Origin of the sequence: Mesorhizobium sp. AR10 (assembly GCF_024746795.1) — a bacterium.
Classification (GTDB): domain Bacteria; phylum Pseudomonadota; class Alphaproteobacteria; order Rhizobiales; family Rhizobiaceae; genus Mesorhizobium.
This window is the reverse complement of the sequence record NZ_CP080524.1, coordinates 1,271,321-1,290,261: the sequence shown is the minus strand read 5'-3', so window position 1 is coordinate 1,290,261 and position 18,941 is coordinate 1,271,321. Positions and strand designations below refer to the sequence as shown.

17 protein-coding genes are annotated in these 18,941 nt (G+C 63.6%); 8 read left to right on the top strand and 9 right to left on the bottom strand.

Annotation, left to right across the window (positions count from 1 at the left end; all coding sequences use genetic code 11):
• Positions 1–29: 29 nt before the first annotated feature.
• From LHFGNBLO_RS09705 to LHFGNBLO_RS09685, 5 genes are all read right to left on the bottom strand, one after another.
• Positions 30–2,102: a 3-hydroxyacyl-CoA dehydrogenase NAD-binding domain-containing protein gene (locus LHFGNBLO_RS09705; RefSeq protein ID WP_258606316.1), complete on the bottom strand. Its 2,073-nt coding sequence runs from the start codon at positions 2,100–2,102 to the stop codon at positions 30–32.
• A 116-nt stretch (positions 2,103–2,218) separates the two neighbouring features.
• Positions 2,219–3,166 carry an ABC transporter permease gene (locus LHFGNBLO_RS09700; RefSeq protein WP_258606308.1) on the bottom strand — a complete coding sequence of 316 codons (948 nt, stop codon included), beginning with the start codon at positions 3,164–3,166 and terminating at the stop codon, positions 2,219–2,221.
• Positions 3,167–3,168: 2 nt separating this feature from the next.
• Entirely contained in the window at positions 3,169–4,149 is a 981-nt protein-coding gene (locus tag LHFGNBLO_RS09695) for an ABC transporter permease (RefSeq protein ID WP_258606306.1), read from the bottom strand.
• Position 4,150: 1 nt separating this feature from the next.
• Positions 4,151–5,671, bottom strand: coding sequence for a sugar ABC transporter ATP-binding protein (locus LHFGNBLO_RS09690; RefSeq protein WP_258606304.1), 1,521 nt, complete (start codon positions 5,669–5,671; stop codon positions 4,151–4,153).
• A 48-nt stretch (positions 5,672–5,719) separates the two neighbouring features.
• The gene (locus LHFGNBLO_RS09685; RefSeq protein WP_258606302.1) at positions 5,720–6,733 is read right to left on the bottom strand and encodes a substrate-binding domain-containing protein; all 1,014 of its coding nucleotides are present in this window, start codon (positions 6,731–6,733) and stop codon (positions 5,720–5,722) included.
• A gap of 207 nt (positions 6,734–6,940) precedes the next feature.
• On the opposite strand from LHFGNBLO_RS09685, the gene LHFGNBLO_RS09680 reads away from it, so the two are divergent.
• The 6 genes from LHFGNBLO_RS09680 to LHFGNBLO_RS09655 all read left to right on the top strand — a co-directional run bounded on the left by LHFGNBLO_RS09680 (position 6,941) and on the right by LHFGNBLO_RS09655 (position 14,439).
• Positions 6,941–9,358, top strand: a complete 2,418-nt coding sequence (locus LHFGNBLO_RS09680) for a glucan 1,4-alpha-glucosidase (protein WP_258606300.1) — start codon at positions 6,941–6,943, stop codon at positions 9,356–9,358.
• Between the two features lie 92 nt (positions 9,359–9,450).
• On the top strand, positions 9,451–10,467 hold the full coding sequence (gene gnd, locus LHFGNBLO_RS09675) for a phosphogluconate dehydrogenase (NAD(+)-dependent, decarboxylating) (protein WP_258606291.1): 1,017 nt from the start codon (positions 9,451–9,453) through the stop codon (positions 10,465–10,467).
• Positions 10,468–10,489: 22 nt separating this feature from the next.
• Positions 10,490–11,866 (top strand): glucose-6-phosphate dehydrogenase, encoded by a 1,377-nt coding sequence (zwf, locus tag LHFGNBLO_RS09670; RefSeq protein WP_258606283.1) that lies wholly within the window; start codon positions 10,490–10,492, stop codon positions 11,864–11,866.
• Between the two features lie 18 nt (positions 11,867–11,884).
• Entirely contained in the window at positions 11,885–12,589 is a 705-nt protein-coding gene (locus tag LHFGNBLO_RS09665; RefSeq protein ID WP_258606279.1) for an ROK family protein, read from the top strand.
• Positions 12,590–12,809: 220 nt separating this feature from the next.
• Positions 12,810–13,268, top strand: a complete 459-nt coding sequence (locus LHFGNBLO_RS09660; protein ID WP_258606278.1) for a MucR family transcriptional regulator — start codon at positions 12,810–12,812, stop codon at positions 13,266–13,268.
• 70 nt (positions 13,269–13,338) lie between these two features.
• Positions 13,339–14,439, top strand: coding sequence for a pyridoxal phosphate-dependent aminotransferase (locus tag LHFGNBLO_RS09655; protein WP_258606276.1), 1,101 nt, complete (start codon positions 13,339–13,341; stop codon positions 14,437–14,439).
• 69 nt (positions 14,440–14,508) lie between these two features.
• Here LHFGNBLO_RS09655 and ctlX read toward each other — a convergent pair whose 3' ends face one another.
• On the bottom strand, positions 14,509–15,435 hold the full coding sequence (gene ctlX / locus LHFGNBLO_RS09650) for a citrulline utilization hydrolase CtlX (protein WP_258606274.1): 927 nt from the start codon (positions 15,433–15,435) through the stop codon (positions 14,509–14,511).
• A gap of 2 nt (positions 15,436–15,437) precedes the next feature.
• Positions 15,438–15,653, bottom strand: coding sequence for a hypothetical protein (locus tag LHFGNBLO_RS09645; RefSeq protein WP_258606270.1), 216 nt, complete (start codon positions 15,651–15,653; stop codon positions 15,438–15,440).
• 138 nt (positions 15,654–15,791) lie between these two features.
• On the opposite strand from LHFGNBLO_RS09645, the gene LHFGNBLO_RS09640 reads away from it, so the two are divergent.
• Positions 15,792–16,217 (top strand): Lrp/AsnC family transcriptional regulator, encoded by a 426-nt coding sequence (locus tag LHFGNBLO_RS09640; RefSeq protein WP_258606268.1) that lies wholly within the window; start codon positions 15,792–15,794, stop codon positions 16,215–16,217.
• 263 nt (positions 16,218–16,480) lie between these two features.
• Positions 16,481–17,722: an MFS transporter gene (locus LHFGNBLO_RS09635; RefSeq protein ID WP_258606266.1), complete on the top strand. Its 1,242-nt coding sequence runs from the start codon at positions 16,481–16,483 to the stop codon at positions 17,720–17,722.
• Between the two features lie 3 nt (positions 17,723–17,725).
• On the opposite strand, the gene LHFGNBLO_RS09630 is transcribed toward LHFGNBLO_RS09635, so the two are convergent.
• Complete coding sequence (locus LHFGNBLO_RS09630) at positions 17,726–18,442, bottom strand: glutamine amidotransferase (protein ID WP_258606264.1); 717 nt, start codon at positions 18,440–18,442, stop codon at positions 17,726–17,728.
• A gap of 18 nt (positions 18,443–18,460) precedes the next feature.
• Complete coding sequence (locus LHFGNBLO_RS09625; protein ID WP_258606262.1) at positions 18,461–18,940, bottom strand: TerB family tellurite resistance protein; 480 nt, start codon at positions 18,938–18,940, stop codon at positions 18,461–18,463.
• Between the last annotated feature and the right edge of the window lies 1 nt (position 18,941).

The following is an 18,941-nucleotide window of genomic DNA, read 5'->3' as shown; positions in this document are numbered from 1 at the left end:
GTCAAATTTGGCGCCCGCCGGGAAATACACTATCCCGCGAACGGGACGTCCCATGAACCGGTTTCGGCCATGCGCCTGAGCCGGGGAACGACCTGAAAGACTTGCCTGCCGGTTTGCGCGTGCCAATGGTCGAGCCGCTCTGAGATCTTGCCTGCCCCTTCGAGACCGGTCCAGAACATCGGCCCGCCCTTGCCCACGGGAAAACCGTAGCCATTGACCCAGACGATATCGATGTCGGACGCGCGGGCGGCAATGCCTTCCTCGAGGATCTTCGCCCCCTCATTGATCAGCGGATAGAGCGTGCGTTCGATGATCTCCTCCGTGCCGATCGCTCGCGGGGCGATGCCCTTCTCGGCAGCCTTGTCGCGGATCAGCGTTTCGACCTCAGGGTTGGGAGCCGGTGTGCGCGACCCGTTCTCATAGCGATAGAAGCCGCTGCCGGTCTTCTGGCCGAAATGCCCCTGTTCGCACAACGTGTCCGCAATCACAGCCGTCAGCCCGCGCGCCTTGCGGTTGCGCCAGCCTATGTCGAGGCCGGCAAGGTCGCCCATCTGGAATGGCCCCATCGGCCAACCGAAATCGGTAAACACCTGGTCGATTTGGCTGGGCGTCGCGCCTTCCAGCAGAAGCGCCTCGGATTCGGCACCACGCGCCGCCAGCATGCGGTTGCCGACGAAGCCATGACACACGCCGACGACGACCGGCACCTTGCCGATGCGCCGCGCCAGTTCGACGACCGTCGCCAGCGCATCGGGCGCGGTCTTTTCTGCGCGCACGATTTCCAGCAGTTTCATGACATTGGCCGGCGAGAAGAAATGCAGACCAACCACATCCTGCGGCCGCGATGTCGAGGCGGCGATCTCATTGACGTCGAGATAGGAAGTGTTGGTGGCAAGGATCGCGCCGGGCTTGGCTACCGCGTCGAGCTTGCCGAATACATCTTTCTTGACCGCCATCTCCTCGAACACCGCCTCGACGATCAGGTCGCAATCGGCGAGATCGGCATAGTCGATGCTACCCTTGAACAGGCCGAGCCGCTCTTGCTTGGCGTCCTCCGTCAGCGAACCGCGCGCGACGGAAACGGCGTAGTTCTTGTCGATCGTCGCCAGCCCGCGTTCCAGCGCCTCGCTACTAGTTTCCAGCAAGGTCACGGGAAAACCGCCATTGGCGAACGCCATGGCGATGCCGCCGCCCATGGTGCCGGCGCCGATGACGCCGATGCGGGCGATCTTGCGCCTGGTGATGTCCTTGCCGGGGATCTTCGCCGCTTCGCGCTCGGCGAAGAACAGATGTCGCTGCGCGCGCGACTGATCACCGGCAACCAGCTTCAAAAACAGTTCGCGCTCCGCGGCTAGCGCTTCGTCGAACGGCAGCGTGACGGCATTGCGAACCGCTTGCGCGCAGGCGACCGGCGCTTCGAGGCCCCGCGCCTTTTTGGCGAGATCAGCCGCATGCTTGTCGAAGGCAGGCAGGTCGGCGGCGTCGAGCCGCTCGTCGCGGTCGCGCACCGGCGTGAGCGGGCCGCCCCTGGCGGCTATTTCGCTGGCGAAACGAACCGCTTGCGCGACAAGATCGCCATCGAAGACGGCATCCAGCAGGCCCGTGGCGAGCGCGTCCACCGCACCGATCGGCGTGCCCGAGACAATCATGCCGAGCGCCTTCAGCGCACCGACCAGACGCGGCAGCCGCACCGTGCCACCGCCGCCCGGCAGCAGCCCGAGTTTCACCTCGGGCAGACCGAGCCTGGCCTTGGCATCGGCGACGCGGAAATGGCAGCCGAGCGCCAGTTCCAGTCCGCCGCCGAGCGCCGTGCCGTGAATGGCGGCAACCGTCGGCTTGGTCATCGTGTCCAGCATCGCGACGATGGCGCGCAGTTCCGGTTGCTGCACCGGCTTGCCAAACTCTGTGATGTCGGCGCCGGCAACGAAGGTCCGCCCGGAGCAAGCGATGACGATGGCCACGACCGAAGGCTCGTCCCGCAAGGAAACAAGCGCCTGCATCAGTGGCTCGCGGACATGGAAACTCAGCGCGTTGACCGGCGGATTGTCGATGGTGACAACTGCGACGTTGCCGTCTTTTGTGACGCTGACGAAACTGGACAAGGGGGAACCTCGCAAGACGGTGGCCGATCGCGCCGAAGGATTTACAGGGCCGATGCCCGGAAGGGAACCGGCATGTTTTCGCGCAAGGACTCGCCGCAGTGATCGTCATCCTGTGGTCAGCGCAGCGCCTTCTGGCCGCCGGCCACCGTGATGACGCTGACGATGATCAGCCCGGTCAGCAACAGACGCACGCCGGCGCTGACGCCGAACGTGTTGAGCATGGTCAAAAGCAGCACCAGGAACAGCGCCGCACCCCAGACGCCCGGCACATTGGCCTTGCCGCCGGCGACCGACGTGCCGCCGATGACGACGACGGCGATCGAGGCCAAAAGGTATTCGTTGCCGATGTCGACATTGGCGCCACGGAAATAGCCGGCAAGCAGCGCCCCATCCAGGCCGCCAAGCGCACCCGACAGCGTATAGGTGAGAAAGCGGATGCGCCCGACATTGACGCCCGCCAGCCATGCGGCGCGAATATTCTGGCCGATCGCCAGCACCGAGCGGCCATAGATCATGCGTTGCAGCGCGATGGCAGCACCTATGGTGAACAGCACCGTGAAGATCGCCAGCACCGGAATGCCAAGAATCTGCCAGTTGGTGAAATCGGCGAAGCCGGGCGGCGGCTTGATCTGCAACCCGCGCCCATAGCTGATGTCGATCGACTGGATGATGAAGCTGGCCGACAGCGTGGCGATGATCGGCGGAATGCGCAGCGCCCAGATCAGCAGATAGTTGGCGGCGCCGACCGCCATGCCGCTGCCAAGCGCCGCCAGCAACCCGATGGCGATCATCGAATCATTGCCGTCCATGACCTTCATGGCAACCGCACTGGCCAGACCGATATTGGCGGGCAGCGACAGGTCGACATTGCCCGGCCCAAGCGTGATGACGAACATCTGGCCGACACCGACGATGACGGTGAAGACGGCGAGCGACAACGCCGCCGTGATCATGCCGCCGCCGCCATAGCCGCCGGTGAAGGCAACCGTCGCCAGCCACACCAGCAACGCGCCGATGAAGGACCAGATCCAGGGCTTGGCAAGCATTGTCCGCAGCGAGGCCATGCTTACCTCTCCCTGCGGCTGATGAGCACCCGGGCCGCCAGCACGATGATCAGGATGGCGCCGTTGGCGGCCACCTGCCAGTCGGGCGGAATGTGCATGAAGGTCAGCAACGGCGAAGCGGCCAGCGCCAGCGTCAGCGCCCCGATCACCGCGCCGATCGGCGATACCCGGCCGCCAACGAATTCGCCGCCACCGAGGATGACGCCGGCGATCGACAAGAGCGTGTAGCCATTGCCGATATTGGCATCGGCCGAGGTGGTGATGCCGATCAGCGCCATGCCGGACAGCACGCCGAACACGCCGGTCAGCGCAAACAGCACGATCTTGGTCCTGAGCAGCGACCAGCCGGCACGCCCGAGCGCGGCCGGGTTGCCGCCCGAGCCACGCAGGATCACGCCATAGGAGGTGCGCATCAAGCCGAAATGGACCACGAGACCGATCAGCAGCGCCGCGATGATCGGGAAGGGAATGAAAGGTGGCTTGAAAGCCATCAGCGACAGCAGCCAGTCCGGCGCTTTGCCGCCTGGCTTCGGCAGGATGAGGATGGCCAGGCCCTGCCAGACGAAGCTCATGCCGAGCGTCACCACGATCGACGGCAAATTGCGCAGATGGATCAGCGCGCCGAGCAGCGCATAAATGCCGATCGATCCCAGCAGGATCACGATGCCGACCAGCGGATCATCCTTCAGCCAAGTCGCTGTGACGCAGCCGACGAACCCGACGAAGGTGCCGATCGACAGGTCGAGCTCATTGCCCGCGATGACGAACATCTGCGCGATTGTTGCGAGCGCGATCGGGATCGCCAGATTAAGCATCAGGCTGAAGCCGAAATAGCTGATGGCGCGCGGATTGAGCCAGGCGATGGCGAGCAGCACCAGAACCAGCGACAGTGCCGGCAGCAGGCCGCGCAGCAGACGCGCCCGCGCCAGCGCGCTACGCTCGGAAGAGCCTTTTGGAGCAGTTTCGACGGATGCTGTCGTCATCTCAGGCCGCGTCGCCGAAGGAGGACTGGATGATCTTTTCTTCCGTCAACTCGTCGCGACGAAGATTGGCGACGATCCGGCCGTTCTTGAAGACATAGATGTGGTCGCAATTGTCGAGCTCTTCGGTTTCAGTGGTGTACCAGAGGAAGGTGCGGCCGTTACGCGCCTCTTCGCGCACGAGGTCGTAGACTTCGAGCTTGGTGCCGATATCGACGCCGCGCATCGGGTCGTCCATCAGCACGATCTTCGCATCCGAGCCGAGCGCGCGTGCGAACAGCGCCTTCTGCTGATTGCCGCCCGACAGCGAAAAAATGTTGTTGTTCATGTCGGGGGTGCGGATGCCGATCTTCTTTTGCCAGAAGTCGGCGAGCTCGGCTTCGCGTTGCGGCGAGATCAGCAGGCCCTTGCGCAAGCGCGCCAGCGAGCGGATTCCGATATTCTCCGATATCGACCATTGCGGAAAAATCCCGTCCGACTGGCGGTCGCCGGCCACCAACGCCACTGGCGCCGTGACCTCGATGCCGGTCCGGGCGCGTGCAGCGGCGGCAAAGATCGCCAGCAAAAGATCGGTCTGTCCGTGTCCGGCAAGCCCGGCCAGACCGATGATCTCGCCCGCATGCGCGACGAGTTCCTTGCCGTCCTCTTGCCGGGCCGGCCGAGCCCGAACCCGCAGCGGCCCGGCCTCGGGTTTGGTGGCTGCGATTTCGGCCGCAATCTTTTCACGCGCTTCAGCGCCGCCCATTGTCGCGACCAGCCTGTCGCGATCGAAAGCCTTGGCTGCATCGGCGGCAACGACCTTGCCGTCACGCATCACCACGATGCGGTCGGCATGCTGCAGCACCTCGCCAAGCAGATGCGAGATCAGGATACAGCTGCCGCCAGCGGCGACGAAGCGGCGCACGAACGCCAGCAATTGGCCGGCCGTGTGCGCGTCGAGCGAGGATGTCGGCTCGTCGAGGATGACCAGTTCGAGTGGGTCCGTCGTCACCGTGAAGGCGCGCGCCACCTCCACCATCTGCCGCCGGCCGATCGACAGGTCGCCAGCGATGTCGGAGGCGGAGATGCTGTGGCCCGGAAAGATCTCGTCGAGCTTGGCGGCGATGAGCTCGGCCGCCTTGCGCCGCCAGCCGAAGCCACGCAGCGCCGGATGGTTGATGCGTGTGTTCTCGGCGACGCTGAGGTTCGGGCAAAGCGACAGCTCCTGGAACACGCACCGTATGCCGAGCTGCTGCGCGCGCGGCACCGAATAGTTGTTCTCGATGCCGCCACGCACGGCGATCTGTCCGCTGTCGGGCACCAACGTGCCCGCCACCATATGCATGAGCGTCGATTTGCCCGCGCCGTTGTGGCCGACGAGGCCGACGCATTCGCCGGCGCCGACGTGGAAGTTGACGCCGCCGAGCGCCCGAACGGCGCCGAAATGTTTTTCGGCGCCGTTCAGTCTGACTATGTCCAAATTGGCGGCGCCGAAATGTTTTTCGGCGCCGTCCAGTCCTATGATGTCTGCGCTTGCCTCAGGCATGCCTGGTGATATCCGGTCGACCATGCGGACGGCAACGCTGCACGACGCTCACTTGATGTTGGCTTTGATGGCCGCGATGGCGTCTTCCTGCGTGTATTCGTGGCTGGCGACGCCGCCCTTGACGATCTTCGGCAGCGCCGCTTCGAAATCGTCCTGGGTAAAGGCGAGGTAGGGCACCAGCAGATCGTGCGGTATGTCGGTGCGGCCATCGAGCACCTGCTGCGCCACCCAGAAGGCAAGCGACGAGACGCCCGGCGCGATCGATGCCGACCAGGTCTGGTAGCCGTCCTTGTCCTTCTGTTCCTTCCACCACTGCAGTTCGTCCTGGCGATTGCCCATGATGATGGTCGGACGCGGCTTGCCGGCCGCGGCAAAGGCTTGCGCGGCACCATAGCCGTCACCACCCTGGTCGACGATGCCGACGATATCCGGCAGCGACGGCAGGATCGTTGCCACCGCCTTCTGTGCCGTGGTCTGGTCCCAGTCGCCAGTCACCGAGCCGACGATCTTGAACTCGGGATGGGCGGCGATGCCCTCCAGAATGCCGGCATGGATGGCGTCGTCGATCGACGTGCCGGCAAGGCCACGGATTTCCAGCAGATTGCCGCCCTTGGGCTGGAACTTGGCCATCTGCTCGACTTCCTGCTTGCCCATGTCCTTGAAGTCGACGACGACGCGGTAGGCGCAGGGCTCGGTGACGATGCCGTCGAAGGAGACGACGACGATGCCGGCGTCGCAGGCCTGCTTGACGGCGCCGTTGAGTGCGTCCGGCGAGGCGGCGTTGATGACGATGGCGTCATAGCCCTGCAGGATCAGGTTCTGCACCTGGGCGGCCTGGGTCGGCACTTCCTTGTCGGCCGTGGTGAAGATGTCGGCCGCCGCGACCACCTTGTCGGCGACCGCCTTCTTGGTGACGATGGCGTAGCTGTCGAGCATCGCCTGCCGCCACGAATTGCCGGCGTAGTTGTTCGAGAAGGCGATCTTCTTGCCGCTGGTGTCGGCAAAGGCCGTACCGGCTGCGAGCACGGCTGCAAGGGCGCCCAAGACGAATAGTTTCTTCATGTCATACTCCTCCCATGTGTTGCTGGTCTTGCTGAATTTTCGACGGCTGCTGGGTTTGCGTCCCTGTTTTTTATGTATTATCAGACAAATGCAGATGGGCACGCTTGTCAACTGCGATCGATGATGGTTTGGCGATCAACTTGCGGTGCATCGATTGAAAACGGTTCGCCGACTGGTCTAGGGAAGAGGCAGGAGACCAGAACCACAATGGCAGCAACGCCAACAGTTGCGCTGGGCGCACCCGGCATTCCAGCGCGCTGGACATCGAGCGCCAAGAGTGGTGTCGGAACCGCGCTTTCGCCGGCCAGTCGCATCTGGTTCACGATCAGCCACGGCATCCTCAACGAAATCTACTATCCGCGCGTCGACAGTGCCTGCACGCGCGACATGGGATTGTTGGTGACCGGCCCGGACGGCTATTTCTCCGAGGAGAAGCGCGATGCGACACATACCATCGAGTCGTTCGAGGACGGCGTGGCCGCCTACAGGTTGGTCAACACCGCGAACGATGGCGCCTGGCAGATCGAAAAGCGCATCGTTACGGATTCGAAACGACCCGCTTTGCTGCAGGAAATCACTTTCACCCCGCTCAAGGGTACGGCCGCCGACTACCGCGTCTACGCGCTGTTGGCGCCGCATCTCGTCAATGCCGGCATGGGCAACACCGCATGGATCGATGATTTCGAGGGAAAGCCGATGCCGTTCGCATCGGGGCGTGGTGTTTGCCTGGCGCTCGCCTCCTCGCTGCCCTGGGGTGATTGCTCGGCCGGCTATGTCGGTTTCTCCGACGGCTGGCAGCAACTGCATCATGACGGCCAACTCGATCCGGCTTGCCGAAGGGCCGAGGACGGCAATGTCGCGCTAACCGGAGAGATCGGTTTCTCCGCCGCCAATCGCAAAGCCTTGCTGGCGCTGGGCTTCGGGGCCACGCCACAGGAGGCGGCGGACAATGCCGCTGCCAGCCTGAGGCAAGGCTTCGAAGCAGCATCCAAGTCCTACGTCGAAGCATGGCGTAAATGGCAGGCTGGCCTGCTGCCGCTCGACCGGCGCACCGCGTCCGGGCTCAACACCTATCGCGTCAGCACAGCGGTTCTGGCGGCACACCGGTCGTTGGCCAAGCCCGGGGCGGCCGTCGCCAGCCTGTCGATCCCCTGGGGTTTCAACAAGGGAGACGACGATCTCGGCGGTTACCATCTGGTCTGGCCGCGTGATCTTGTCGAAACCGCCGGCGGCTTCCTGGCTGCCGGAGATGCCGAGGTGGCGCTGCAAAGCCTCGCCTATCTCCACTCCATCCAGCAGCCGGACGGCCATTGGCCACAGAACGCCTGGCTGGACGGGTCAGCCTATTGGCCGGGCATCCAGATGGACGAATGCGCCTTCCCGCTGCTGCTTGCCGACGCGCTGCGCCGCGCCGGGCACTTGCCGAGCGCCGCGCTCATCGCCTTCATGCCGATGATCGAGAAGGCAGCCTCCTATGTCGTGCGCAACGGCCCCGTCACCGGCGAAGACCGCTGGGAAGAGGACGCCGGTTACAGCCCGTTCACGCTTGCCGTCGAGATATCAGCACTGCTTGCCGCAGCCGAAATGTTCGACATCTGTGGAAAAACAGAGCCGGCTAATTATCTACGCGAGACCGCTGACAGTTGGAACGATCAGATCGAGCGCTGGACCTATGTCACCGGCACTACCCTGTGCGCCGAGGTCGGGGTCGAAGGCTACTATGTCCGCATCGCGCCGCCCGACGATGTCGGTGCGGCGTCGCCGAAGGACGGTTTCGTGCCGATCAAGAACCGGCCGCCCGATGATACCGACCGGCCGGCCGAGGCCATCGTCAGCCCTGATGCGCTGGCCCTTGTTCGCTTTGGCCTCCGGGCCGCCGACGATCCGCGTATCGTCGACACGGTCAAGGTCATCGACAGGCAGCTGCGCTGCGACCTGCCGCAGGGACCTGTCTGGTACCGCTATACCGGCGACGGCTATGGCGAGCACGCCGATGGTTCGCCTTTCGACGGCACCGGCCAGGGCCGGCCCTGGCCGCTGCTGGTCGGCGAACGCGCCCATTACGAGCTGGCGGCAGGGCGCAAGGAGAAGGCAGCGAGCCTGCTGAAGACATTCGAAGGCTCGGCCGGACCGGGCGGCCTGCTGCCGGAGCAGGTCTGGGACGGTCCCGATTTGCCGGAGCGGGAGTTGCGGCATGGCGGGCCGTCGGGCAGCGCCAAGCCGCTGGTCTGGGCGCATTCCGAGCACATCAAGCTGCTGCGCTCCCTGCAAGACGGCGCCGTCTTCGACATGCCGCCGCAAGGCGTCAAGCGCTACATCGAGGACCGGACCACCTCGCCACTCAGGACATGGCGCTTCAACAACAAGATCCGCACCATGTCTGCCGGCAAGGTGCTGCGCGTGGAGCTCTCGGCGCGCGGCGTAGTCCACTGGACAAGCGACAAATGGCTGACCGTGCAGGACAGCAAGACTGCTGAGAATGCCTTCGGCGTCCATCTGGTGGATCTGCCTGTTGCCGGTATTCCGCCCGGCAACACCATCGTCTTCACTTTTTTCTGGCCCGACGCCGGCCGTTGGGAGAATGTCGACTTTTCCGTCGGCATCGACGAGCTGGACAGAGCATGATCCCGTAAAGTGGAAACCGGTTTTCGGAAAAGATCATGCTCAGATAATAGAGCCAATAAAGCTTCGATTCCTCAAGCGACCAGGACGAGACCATGCAGATCGGAATGATGGGACTGGGCAGGATGGGCGCCAACATGGTGCGTCGTCTCATGCGCGACGGCCACGAATGCGTCGTCTACGACATCAACGCGGCAAGCGTCGCCGCACTGGTCAAGGACGGCGCCATCGGTGCGGCCTCGATGGAGGAATTCGTCGGCAAGCTGATTAAACCGCGCAGCGCCTGGCTGATGCTGCCGGCGGCGATCACCGGCAAGATCGCCGATCAGGTGGCAGCACTGATGGAACCCGGCGACATCATCATCGATGGCGGCAATTCCTATTACCACGACGCCGTCGACCAGGCGGCCGAGCTCGCGGCCAAGGGCCTGCACTATGTCGATGTCGGCACCAGCGGCGGCGTCTGGGGTCTCGAGCGCGGCTACTGCCTGATGATCGGCGGCCCCGACGCAGCCGTCCAGCATCTCGATCCGATCTTCGCCACGCTGGCGCCGGGCCCTGATGCCGGTGCACCGGCTCCCGACAAGAGCGGCGGGACGGCACCGTTCGGCTATCTCCATTGCGGACCGAGCGGCGCCGGCCATTTCGTCAAGATGGTTCACAACGGCATCGAATACGGCGTCATGGCCGCCTATGCCGAAGGCATGAACATCCTGAAGTCGGCCAATGCCGGCAAGCGGCAGCGCACTGCGGATGCTGAAACCAGCCCGCTGGAAAACCCGCAATATTACCAGTTCGACATCGACCTTCCCCAGGTCGCTGAGGTCTGGCGGCATGGCAGCGTCATCGGCTCCTGGCTGCTCGACCTGACGGCCGGCGCCTTGAAAGCCGACTCGACGCTGACGCAGTTCGGCGGGCGGGTCTCGGATTCCGGCGAAGGCCGCTGGACGCTCAAGGCGGCGATCGACACCGGCGTACCGGCGCCGGTGCTGTCGTCGGCGCTGTTCGACCGTTTCTCTTCGCAAGGCGAATCCGAATTTGCCGACAAGCTCCTGTCCGCCATGCGCTATGCCTTCGGCGGCCATGTCGAGAAGCCGAAGGCCGGCTCGTGACGGTGACAGGGGAGGCACGCGCATGAGCCAGGAACGGTCCGACACGCTGGTGCTATTCGGCGCCACCGGCGATCTCGCCCACAAGAAGATTTTTCCGGCGCTTTATCAGATGGTCGCCAAGGGGACGCTGACCGAGCCGGTGATCGGCGTCGCCTTCGACCCTTGGGACCTCGGCCAGTTGCAGGCGCGTGCCCACGACGGCATCGTCGACGCCCTCGGCAGTATCGATGAAACAATCTTCGCCAAATTCGCCTCACTGCTGCGCTATGTCAGCGGCGACTACCGCAACGGCACGACGTTCGAGAAACTGAAAAGCGCGCTCGGATCGGCGCAGCGCCCCCTGCACTATATGGCGGTGCCGCCGACCATGTTCGAAACCGTTGTCCAGGGGCTTGAGCAATCGGGCACGGCCCATGGCGCGCGCCTGATGGTGGAAAAGCCGTTCGGTCACGATCTGCAATCGGCGCGCTGGCTGAACCGGGTGCTGCATCTGGTGTTCGACGAACAGTCGATCTTCCGCATCGATCACTATCTCGGCAAGGAGGCGATCCAGAACCTGCTCTATTTCCGCTTCGCCAACTCCTTGCTCGAGCCGATCTGGAACCGCAATTTCGTCGAAAGCGTCCAGATCACCATGGCCGAGGACTTTGGCGTCGAAGGCCGCGGCCGCTTCTATGACGATGTCGGCTGCATCCGTGACGTGATCGAGAACCATTTGCTCAACATCATGCTGCTGCTCGCCATGGAGCCGCCGGTCGGCCGCTCGGCCGACGATTTGATCGACGAGAAGGTGCAGGTGCTGCGCGCGATCCGGACGCTGACCAGGGACGATGTCGTGCGCGGCCAATTCAAGGGCTACCTCACTGAACCCGGCGTGGCGCCGAACTCGCCGGTCGAGACCTTCGCGGCCGTGCGTTTCTTCGTCGACACCTGGCGCTGGCAGGACGTGCCGTTCTTCATCCGTGCCGGCAAGAACATGCCGGTGCATGTCACCGAGGTGGTGGTGCGGCTGAAGCGGCCGCCGCTCGATGTCTTCGATCCGATCAAGCCCGCGGACCAGAACTACGTCCGCTTCCGCATCGATCCGCAAGTGGTGATCGCCATCGGTGCGCAACGCAAGGCCGCTGGCGACGACATGATCGGCGAGCAGGTGGAACTCACCGCGTTGGACGACAGCAAGAGCGACATGCCGCCCTATGAGCGGCTGATCGGCGACGCCATGAACGGCAACGGTCAGCTGTTCACCCGCCAGGATGCCAGCGAACTTGCCTGGCGCATCGTCGGCCCGGTGCTCGGCGACACCACGCCGCCTCACATCTACGAGCCAGGAACCTGGGGCCCCGCCGATGTCATGGCCGGGTTCGGCCCACCCAATGGCTGGATCGACCCGGTAAAATGAACTTTGGAAGGTGACGCAATGGCCAAAGCGGCAAAGCAACCGGCAGCGGGCACCGAGGCGATCGTGCTTGCGATCGATGTTGGCGGCTCGCACGTCAAGATCCTGACCAGCGCCGGCGGCGAGGAACGCCGGGCCGACTCCGGACCCGATCTGACGCCGCAGCAGATGATCGCGGCGGTGAAGACGCTGGCTGAAGGCTTGCTCTACGACGTCGTCTCGATCGGCTACCCCGGTCCGGTGAACCACAACCGGCCGCTGATGGACCCCGCCAATCTCGGCAAGGGCTGGGCCGGCTACGATTTCGCCGCCCAGTTCGGCAAGCCGGTGAAGGTCGTAAATGATGCGCTGATGCAGGCCATCGGCAGTTATGAGGGTGGGCGCATGCTGTTCCTCGGCCTGGGAACGGGCCTGGGTGCTGCGATGATCGTCGACAACGTCGCCCAGCCGATGGAACTCGCACATCTTCCCTACAAGAAAGGCGGCAGCTTCGAGGACTATGTCGGCGAACGCGGCCTTGAAAAGCGCGGCAAGAAGAAATGGCGCAAGAACGTCTTCGACGTCGTGGATCGGCTTCGTGCCGCCATGCAGCCGGATTACGTGGTCATTGGCGGCGGCAATGTCGACAAACTCGGCGAATTGCCCGCCGACAGCAGGCGCGGCGACAATCAACGCGCCTTCGAAGGCGGGTTTCGACTGTGGCGAGACAAGGCCCTGATCGTCTGATATCAATCCAGTTCAGTATAGTTGATCAAAATAATGTGTGACGTCGCGCGAAATCATTGCGTTGTGCAGATTTGCCGACTAGGAATTCCCCACACTACAGCGCCGCGCACGCTTTCTCGGGTACGCAAAGGACGCTGTAGCTTTTTGAATTTGCGCCTGATCCCTTTGCGAAAATCAATTCCGGTTTTCGGGGTCATGCGCGACGAACGGAGAAAATAGATTGGCCGACGGTAGCAACAACACCAGCAAAGACGACCTTCTCGAGCTGACGGCTCACATTGTGTCCGCCTATGTCGAGAAGAACCGCTTGCCGGCTTCCGGCCTCGGTGACCTCATCGCCAGCGTCAGCGCTTCGATAAGCGGGCTCGGACAACCGGCAACCCCGGTGGTCGTGCCGCAGACCCCAGCCGTCAACCCGAAGAAGTCGGTGACGCCGGATTACATCATCTGCCTCGAAGACGGCAAAAGGTTCAAATCCCTGAAGCGGCATCTCGGTGTTCATTTCGGGCTGACGCCGGACGCCTATCGCAGCAAGTGGGGTTTGCCGGCCGACTATCCCATGGTCGCTCCCAACTATGCGGCTTCGCGCTCGGCACTGGCGAAATCGATCGGCCTTGGCCGCAAGGCGGCCGTGGTAACGCCGCCCGCCAAAAGCAGAGCCAGGAAGGCCTCGGCTTAAAGGCTAGACGGATCAGGTTCGGTCATACTGCCGACGGTCTTGCTTCGGCAGGCGGCGGGGGAACGCGGCCATGAACTACACCAGGATGGTGATCGAGAAAGAGGCGCCGGAGGAATACGGCTACGACCGTATCCGCTACAACCTCTCCGAAAGCTCGATCGCCGACCAGAAGCTCTCCGACATCGGCCTGTCGCTGCCCGATCTCACGCTTTTCTATGGTGAGCATCGCGGCGACAGGGACTTGCGGGCCCTGATCGCGGCGCAGGATGCCGACATCTCGCCTGACGATGTCCTGGTCACCGCCGGTGCTGCCGGCGCGCTGTTCATCATCTCGACCTCGCTTTTGTCCGAGCGCGACCACCTGGTCGTCGTGCGACCCAACTACGCCACCAACATCGAGACGCCGAAGGCGATCGGCTGCGCCATCAGCTATGTCGATCTGGATTTCGACGAGGGCTTTGCCATCGATGTCGGCCGCGTCGCAGCTGGCATGCGGCCGAACACGCGGCTGATCAGCGTCACCTGTCCGCACAACCCGACCGGCACGATGATGAGCCAAGCCGATCTCGAAGCGCTGGTGGCGCTCGCTGAGCGCCGGAATTGCCATCTGCTGGTCGATGAGACCTATCGCGACCTCTCCTATGGGCGACGGCTGCCCTCGGCCGCCTCGCTGAGTGCACGCGCCATCAGCGTCTCGTCGCTGTCGAAGGCCTTCGGCATTCCCGGCATCCGCATCGGCTGGCTGGTTACCCGCGACGCAGCACTCCAGGAGAAATTCCTCGCCGCCAAGGAACAGATCGGCATCTGCGGCAGCGTCATCGACGAGGGCATTGCCCGCGGCATGCTCGAACGCCGAGACACCTTCCTGGCGGCGCTGCTGCCGGAAATGGCCAAGCGCCGCGACATCGTCCAGGCCTGGATCGACCGCGAGCCGCTGGTCGACTGGGTGCGGCCGGAAGGCGGCGTTGTCGGCTTTCCCCGGCTGAACGTCGATCCCGGTTTCGACCTCGACCGGTTCTATGCGAACCTTCTGGAACATCACGGAACCTATGTCGGGCCCGGCCACTGGTTCGACATGCCGAAAAGTTTCTTCCGCGTCGGCTTCGGCTGGCCGAAGGAAGGTGAGTTGCGCGGTGGTCTCGACGCCATCTCCGCTGCGCTGCGCGAATGAGCGCCGTCGCTCAGATTTCCTGCTCTGCATTGACCCTCGGCGGTGCGGCCGAAAGCGGAAATCCCCGGTTCACCGCTGCGCCAGATGGACCCCTGCCAGCATGCAACGAACCGATCCGCCCGCCAGCTCTATGGTCGGAATGTCGAGGCTGACCGGAGCGATGCAGCGCTCGATGGCGGCGATCTGGTCAGGTCGCAGCGACCGCATCGCCCGCGATGAGATTGCAAGCAGGCGACCGTCGCGTCCCTGGAGCTCAAGGGCGTTGCCCGCGAACGCTTCGATCTGCTCAGCTGTCAGATCGATGACAATGCGCCCTCCCGCTTCCAGCCGTTCGCGGACTTCGGCCCGCCGGCGATCCGACGCGATGCTGGTGAGACCGATGAGGCAGAGTTCGGTGCCGACGCACATCATGACGTTGGTGTGGTAGATGGGCCGCCCCGATCGGTCGAAGGCATCGAACAGCATCGGTTCGAAGTTGAAGTGGGTGCAGAAGCGTTCCAGCGCCACCTCATTGGTGCGGTTCGACCGGGCTGCATAGGCGACGCGCTCGATATGGTCGAGGACCATGGCGCCGGTACCTTCGAGGAAGATGCCGTCTTGCTCCAGCCCGGAATAGTCGATGACGTCCTGGACGCGGTAATGCCGCTTGAGGAACTCGATGATGTCCCATCGCCGTTCCGCCTGCCGGCTGGGCGAAAACATCGGATAGACGGCGACATGGCCGCCGGAATGGGTCGAAAACCAGTTGTTCGGGAAGACCGAATCCGGACGCTCTTCGGTCTCGTCCTCGAAGAGATGGACGGTAACGCCGGCCGCCTCGAGGCGGGCCGCCATGCGTGTCGATTCCTGGTAAGCCTCGGCGCGGATGAGGGCAGCCGTCCGCGTACCGTCGCGGTTCTGAAACGCGTTGTCGGCGGCGGTCGCCTCGTTGGGGGTGAAATGATGCGGGCGGATCATGACGACGCCGCGCGGTGCTTGGGCAGAAACGGAACGCATGGTCATTCCGCCGCGCAAGCCGAGACCGGGCCGCTGGAGGCGGGCGCCGACACCAGGCCGAACAGGTTCCATGGATCGGCCAGGCGCGCGGATCTCTCGAAACTGTCCCAGCGGTGGAAATCGGTCGCGATGTAGTCCGCCAAACCGGCGATGAAGGGTTCCATCCCGATCGAATCGACCAGCCGTATCAGGTTAGCCGTGCCGACATGCTGCACCATCGATGCGCTCCGCCTCGAAAAGGATTTTGTGAACGAGGTCAGACAATACGGCTGGCAAAATTTACAAGAAACCTGCAAAATGATCGAATTCGATGCTAGAACCTGGCAATATGTTCACCACGGGTTTGCAACATTGACATGCACATATTCGACGAAATCGATCGCCGGCTGATCTCGATCCTCAGGGAGGATGGCCGCGCGCCCATTTCCAAGCTTGCGGATGTGCTCTATGTCACGCGCGGAACGGTGCAGGCGCGGCTGGACAAACTGCTGTCGTCAGGCGCAGTACTTGGCTTCACCGTCCGGGTGCGCCAGGACATAGACGATCGCGCCATCCACGCCATCATGATGATCGAGGTCGCTGGGAAATCCACCACCACGATCATTAAAAGGCTGCGTGGCATACCAGAGCTGTATGCGCTGCATACGACCAACGGAACCTGGGACCTGATCGCCGAGATCCATGCGGCGAGCCTCTCGGACTTCGACCGTGTGCTACGCGAAGTCAGGGCAATCGATGGCATCCTCAACAGCGAAACCAGCCTGATGCTGAGCAGCGTTTGAGCCCTTTCGCCAACGCATGCCATGGTCGGAAAATACTTGATCCAGACCGAATTTAGGCGCACACCCCCGCCGCGAACTGAACTAAAGTTCCCTTGGCCGGACCAGCGCCAATCGTGGAAGTGCCCCGCCGGCATCGCATCGGCCCGAAAATCGGTTCCGATTTTCGGAAAGCACGATGCGAAGACTAAAAAGTGTTGGAGCGTACTTTGTGCGTCAAATTGGACGCACGTCGCTCCAATGCCATTGCAACGGGGCCTATCTCCATGACATCCGATACTCATACACCGCCTGAGCAGCGCTATGCCGCCTTCCGGCACCGCGCCTTCCTGAGCTACTGGGCAGCGCGTTTCCTCTCGACATTCGCCACCCAGATCGTCTCTGTCGCAGTCGGTTGGCAGGTCTATGACCTGACCCGCGATCCGTTCGATCTCGGCCTCGTCGGCATTGTCCAGTTCCTGCCGTCGCTGTTGCTGGTGCTGGTCACCGGGGCGATAGCCGACCGTTTCGGCCGCCGCCTGATCATGGCGGTGGCGGTGCTGCTGGAAGCGATCTGTGCACTGGCGCTTCTGCTGCTGACGCTACGCGGCCTCAGCGGACCGGCACCGATCTTCGTCGTGCTCGCCATGTTCGGCATTGCGCGCGCCTTCTTCGGGCCGGCCTCGTCCTCGCTTTTCGCCAACCTCGTGCCGCCGCAGGATTTTGCCAACGCGATCGCCTGGAACTCATCCGCCTGGCAGACGGCGACCATCGTCGGGCCGGTCGCTGGCGGCCTGCTCTACGGGCTTTCGGCGGAAGCCGCATATGCCACCGCCGCCGTGCTCATGCTGGTAGCCGCGGTATTGATCTTCACCATCCCGAAGCCGGCCCAACGCAGCGAAACCGACAAGCCGACGATGCAGACCCTGTTCGCCGGCTTTGGCTATATCTGGAGCGAGAAAATCGTTCTCGGCGCCATCTCGCTCGACCTGTTTGCCGTACTTTTGTCCGGCGCCTCGGCGCTGTTGCCGGTCTATGCGCGCGATATCCTCGAACTTGGCCCCTGGGGCCTCGGACTGCTGCGCTCGGCCCCGGCGGTCGGCGCCATCTGCGTCGCCATCTGGCTGGCCGGACATCCAATCCGCAACCATGCCGGCCTGATCATGCTTGGCTTCGTCGCTCTGTTCGGCGCCTTTACCGTGCTGTTCGGCCTGTCGACCATCACCTGGCTGTCGATTGTCGCACTCGCCCTCCTCGGCGCCACCGACATGTTCAGCGTCTACATCAGAGAGACGCTGATCCAGCTGTGGACGCCGGACCGGGTGCGCGGCCGCGTCAACGCCGTCAACCAGGTCTTCGTCGGCGCTTCCAACGAACTGGGTGAATTCCGCGCCGGCACAATGGCAGCACTGATCGGCACCGTGCCGGCAGTGGTGATCGGCGGCGTCGGCGCCATTGCGGTCGCCGGCATCTGGGCCTTCTTATTCCCTGCGCTCAGGAAGGTGCGCCACCTCAACGGACGAACCTGATAACTAGCGCGCAACCGGCCGCCCAAAAATCGTCTGCAAAAACTCACCCAGCCAGCGCTTGAGGTGCATGTCCCAGATCAGCCGGCCGCCGAGATGGTCGCGGCCGGGCTGTGCGCCGGGCAATTCGAAACGGTGCGCGCCGCGCACCACCCAGCGCTGCATCATCATCCTGGTCAGCTCGCCATGGAACTGGATGCCCCAGGCATTGTCGCCATAGCGGAACGCCTGGTTGGGATAAGTTTCGGCCGTTGCCAGCAACGTCGCATCCTTCGGCAGCGAGAACCCCTCGCGGTGGAACTGGTAGACCATCTCCGGCCAGTGCATCAGCTTGCGGCCCGCTTCCGTCGCCTTCAGCGGATACCAGCCGATCTCGACCAGTCCCTCGCCGTGACCCTCGACCTTGCCGCCGAGATGGTTGGCCAGCATCTGTGCGCCAAGGCAGATGCCGAGGAATGGCCGGTTCTCCCGTAGCGGAATTTCCAGCCAGTTGGTCTCGCGGCGAACGAACTCGTCCTCGTCATTGGCGCTCATCGGTCCGCCGAACACCACGGTGCCGGCATGGCCGTCCAGCGTTTCCGGCAAGGCGTCGCCGAGCGGCGGGCGGCGGATGTCGAGATCGAAGCCTTCCTCGAGCAGCATGTGGCCGACACGTCCAGGGCTCGAATTCTCCTGATGCAGCACGATCAGGATCTTTGGTTTCGAACTCGGTCTCGGAGGCATCGGAAGGCGGGATCCTGTCTATTCGTCGCTTGACGTTCCTGTCGCGCCGGGAGCGTGGGCCGCCGCCTTGCGGCGCGCCTCGATGCGGTCGCGGCGTTCGACACCGATCAGCTCGGCGACGCGCCAGACGGTGTTGTCCTCGAGCTCGTGCAATTCGCCGTCGGCGTAGACGATCTCCCACATCAGGCCGATGAAGGCCTTGCGTGCCTCGGCATCGAGATGGCGCTTCAGCACGCTGGTGAAGGCATAGAGATCGATCGCTTCATTGTCGGCGCTCTCGCCGGCGGCGGCCAGCGCATCGAGTTCATCGCCACTGATCGAGTAGCTTTCCGCCAGCACTGCCTTGAACCGTTCCCACTCGACATCCTGGCGTATGCCGTCGGCGTTCATCACATGGTAGAGAAGGGCCGACGCGGCAACGCGCGGATCGTCCGCGCTGGCATGCGCGCCGGAGCCGGCCGGCAAATCCCTGAGAAATGACAGAACGCGTTCGAACATC

Excerpts from the sequence above, each read along its gene's own strand:
- LHFGNBLO_RS09680 (WP_258606300.1), top strand. The coding sequence starts at position 6,941 with ATGGCAGCAACGCCAACAGTTGCGCTGGGCGCACCCGGCATTCCAGCG.
- ctlX (WP_258606274.1), bottom strand. The coding sequence starts at position 15,435 with ATGCGTTCCGTTTCTGCCCAAGCACCGCGCGGCGTCGTCATGATCCGC.
- gnd (WP_258606291.1), top strand. The coding sequence starts at position 9,451 with ATGCAGATCGGAATGATGGGACTGGGCAGGATGGGCGCCAACATGGTG.
- LHFGNBLO_RS09685 (WP_258606302.1), bottom strand. The coding sequence starts at position 6,733 with ATGAAGAAACTATTCGTCTTGGGCGCCCTTGCAGCCGTGCTCGCAGCC.
- LHFGNBLO_RS09695 (WP_258606306.1), bottom strand. The coding sequence starts at position 4,149 with ATGACGACAGCATCCGTCGAAACTGCTCCAAAAGGCTCTTCCGAGCGT.
- LHFGNBLO_RS09640 (WP_258606268.1), top strand. The coding sequence starts at position 15,792 with ATGCACATATTCGACGAAATCGATCGCCGGCTGATCTCGATCCTCAGG.
- zwf (WP_258606283.1), top strand. The coding sequence starts at position 10,490 with ATGAGCCAGGAACGGTCCGACACGCTGGTGCTATTCGGCGCCACCGGC.
- LHFGNBLO_RS09645 (WP_258606270.1), bottom strand. The coding sequence starts at position 15,653 with ATGGTGCAGCATGTCGGCACGGCTAACCTGATACGGCTGGTCGATTCG.
- LHFGNBLO_RS09625 (WP_258606262.1), bottom strand. The coding sequence starts at position 18,940 with ATGTTCGAACGCGTTCTGTCATTTCTCAGGGATTTGCCGGCCGGCTCC.
- LHFGNBLO_RS09635 (WP_258606266.1), top strand. The coding sequence starts at position 16,481 with ATGACATCCGATACTCATACACCGCCTGAGCAGCGCTATGCCGCCTTC.
- LHFGNBLO_RS09700 (WP_258606308.1), bottom strand. The coding sequence starts at position 3,166 with ATGGCCTCGCTGCGGACAATGCTTGCCAAGCCCTGGATCTGGTCCTTC.
- LHFGNBLO_RS09630 (WP_258606264.1), bottom strand. The coding sequence starts at position 18,442 with ATGCCTCCGAGACCGAGTTCGAAACCAAAGATCCTGATCGTGCTGCAT.
- LHFGNBLO_RS09690 (WP_258606304.1), bottom strand. The coding sequence starts at position 5,671 with ATGCCTGAGGCAAGCGCAGACATCATAGGACTGGACGGCGCCGAAAAA.
- LHFGNBLO_RS09665 (WP_258606279.1), top strand. The coding sequence starts at position 11,885 with ATGGCCAAAGCGGCAAAGCAACCGGCAGCGGGCACCGAGGCGATCGTG.
- LHFGNBLO_RS09655 (WP_258606276.1), top strand. The coding sequence starts at position 13,339 with ATGAACTACACCAGGATGGTGATCGAGAAAGAGGCGCCGGAGGAATAC.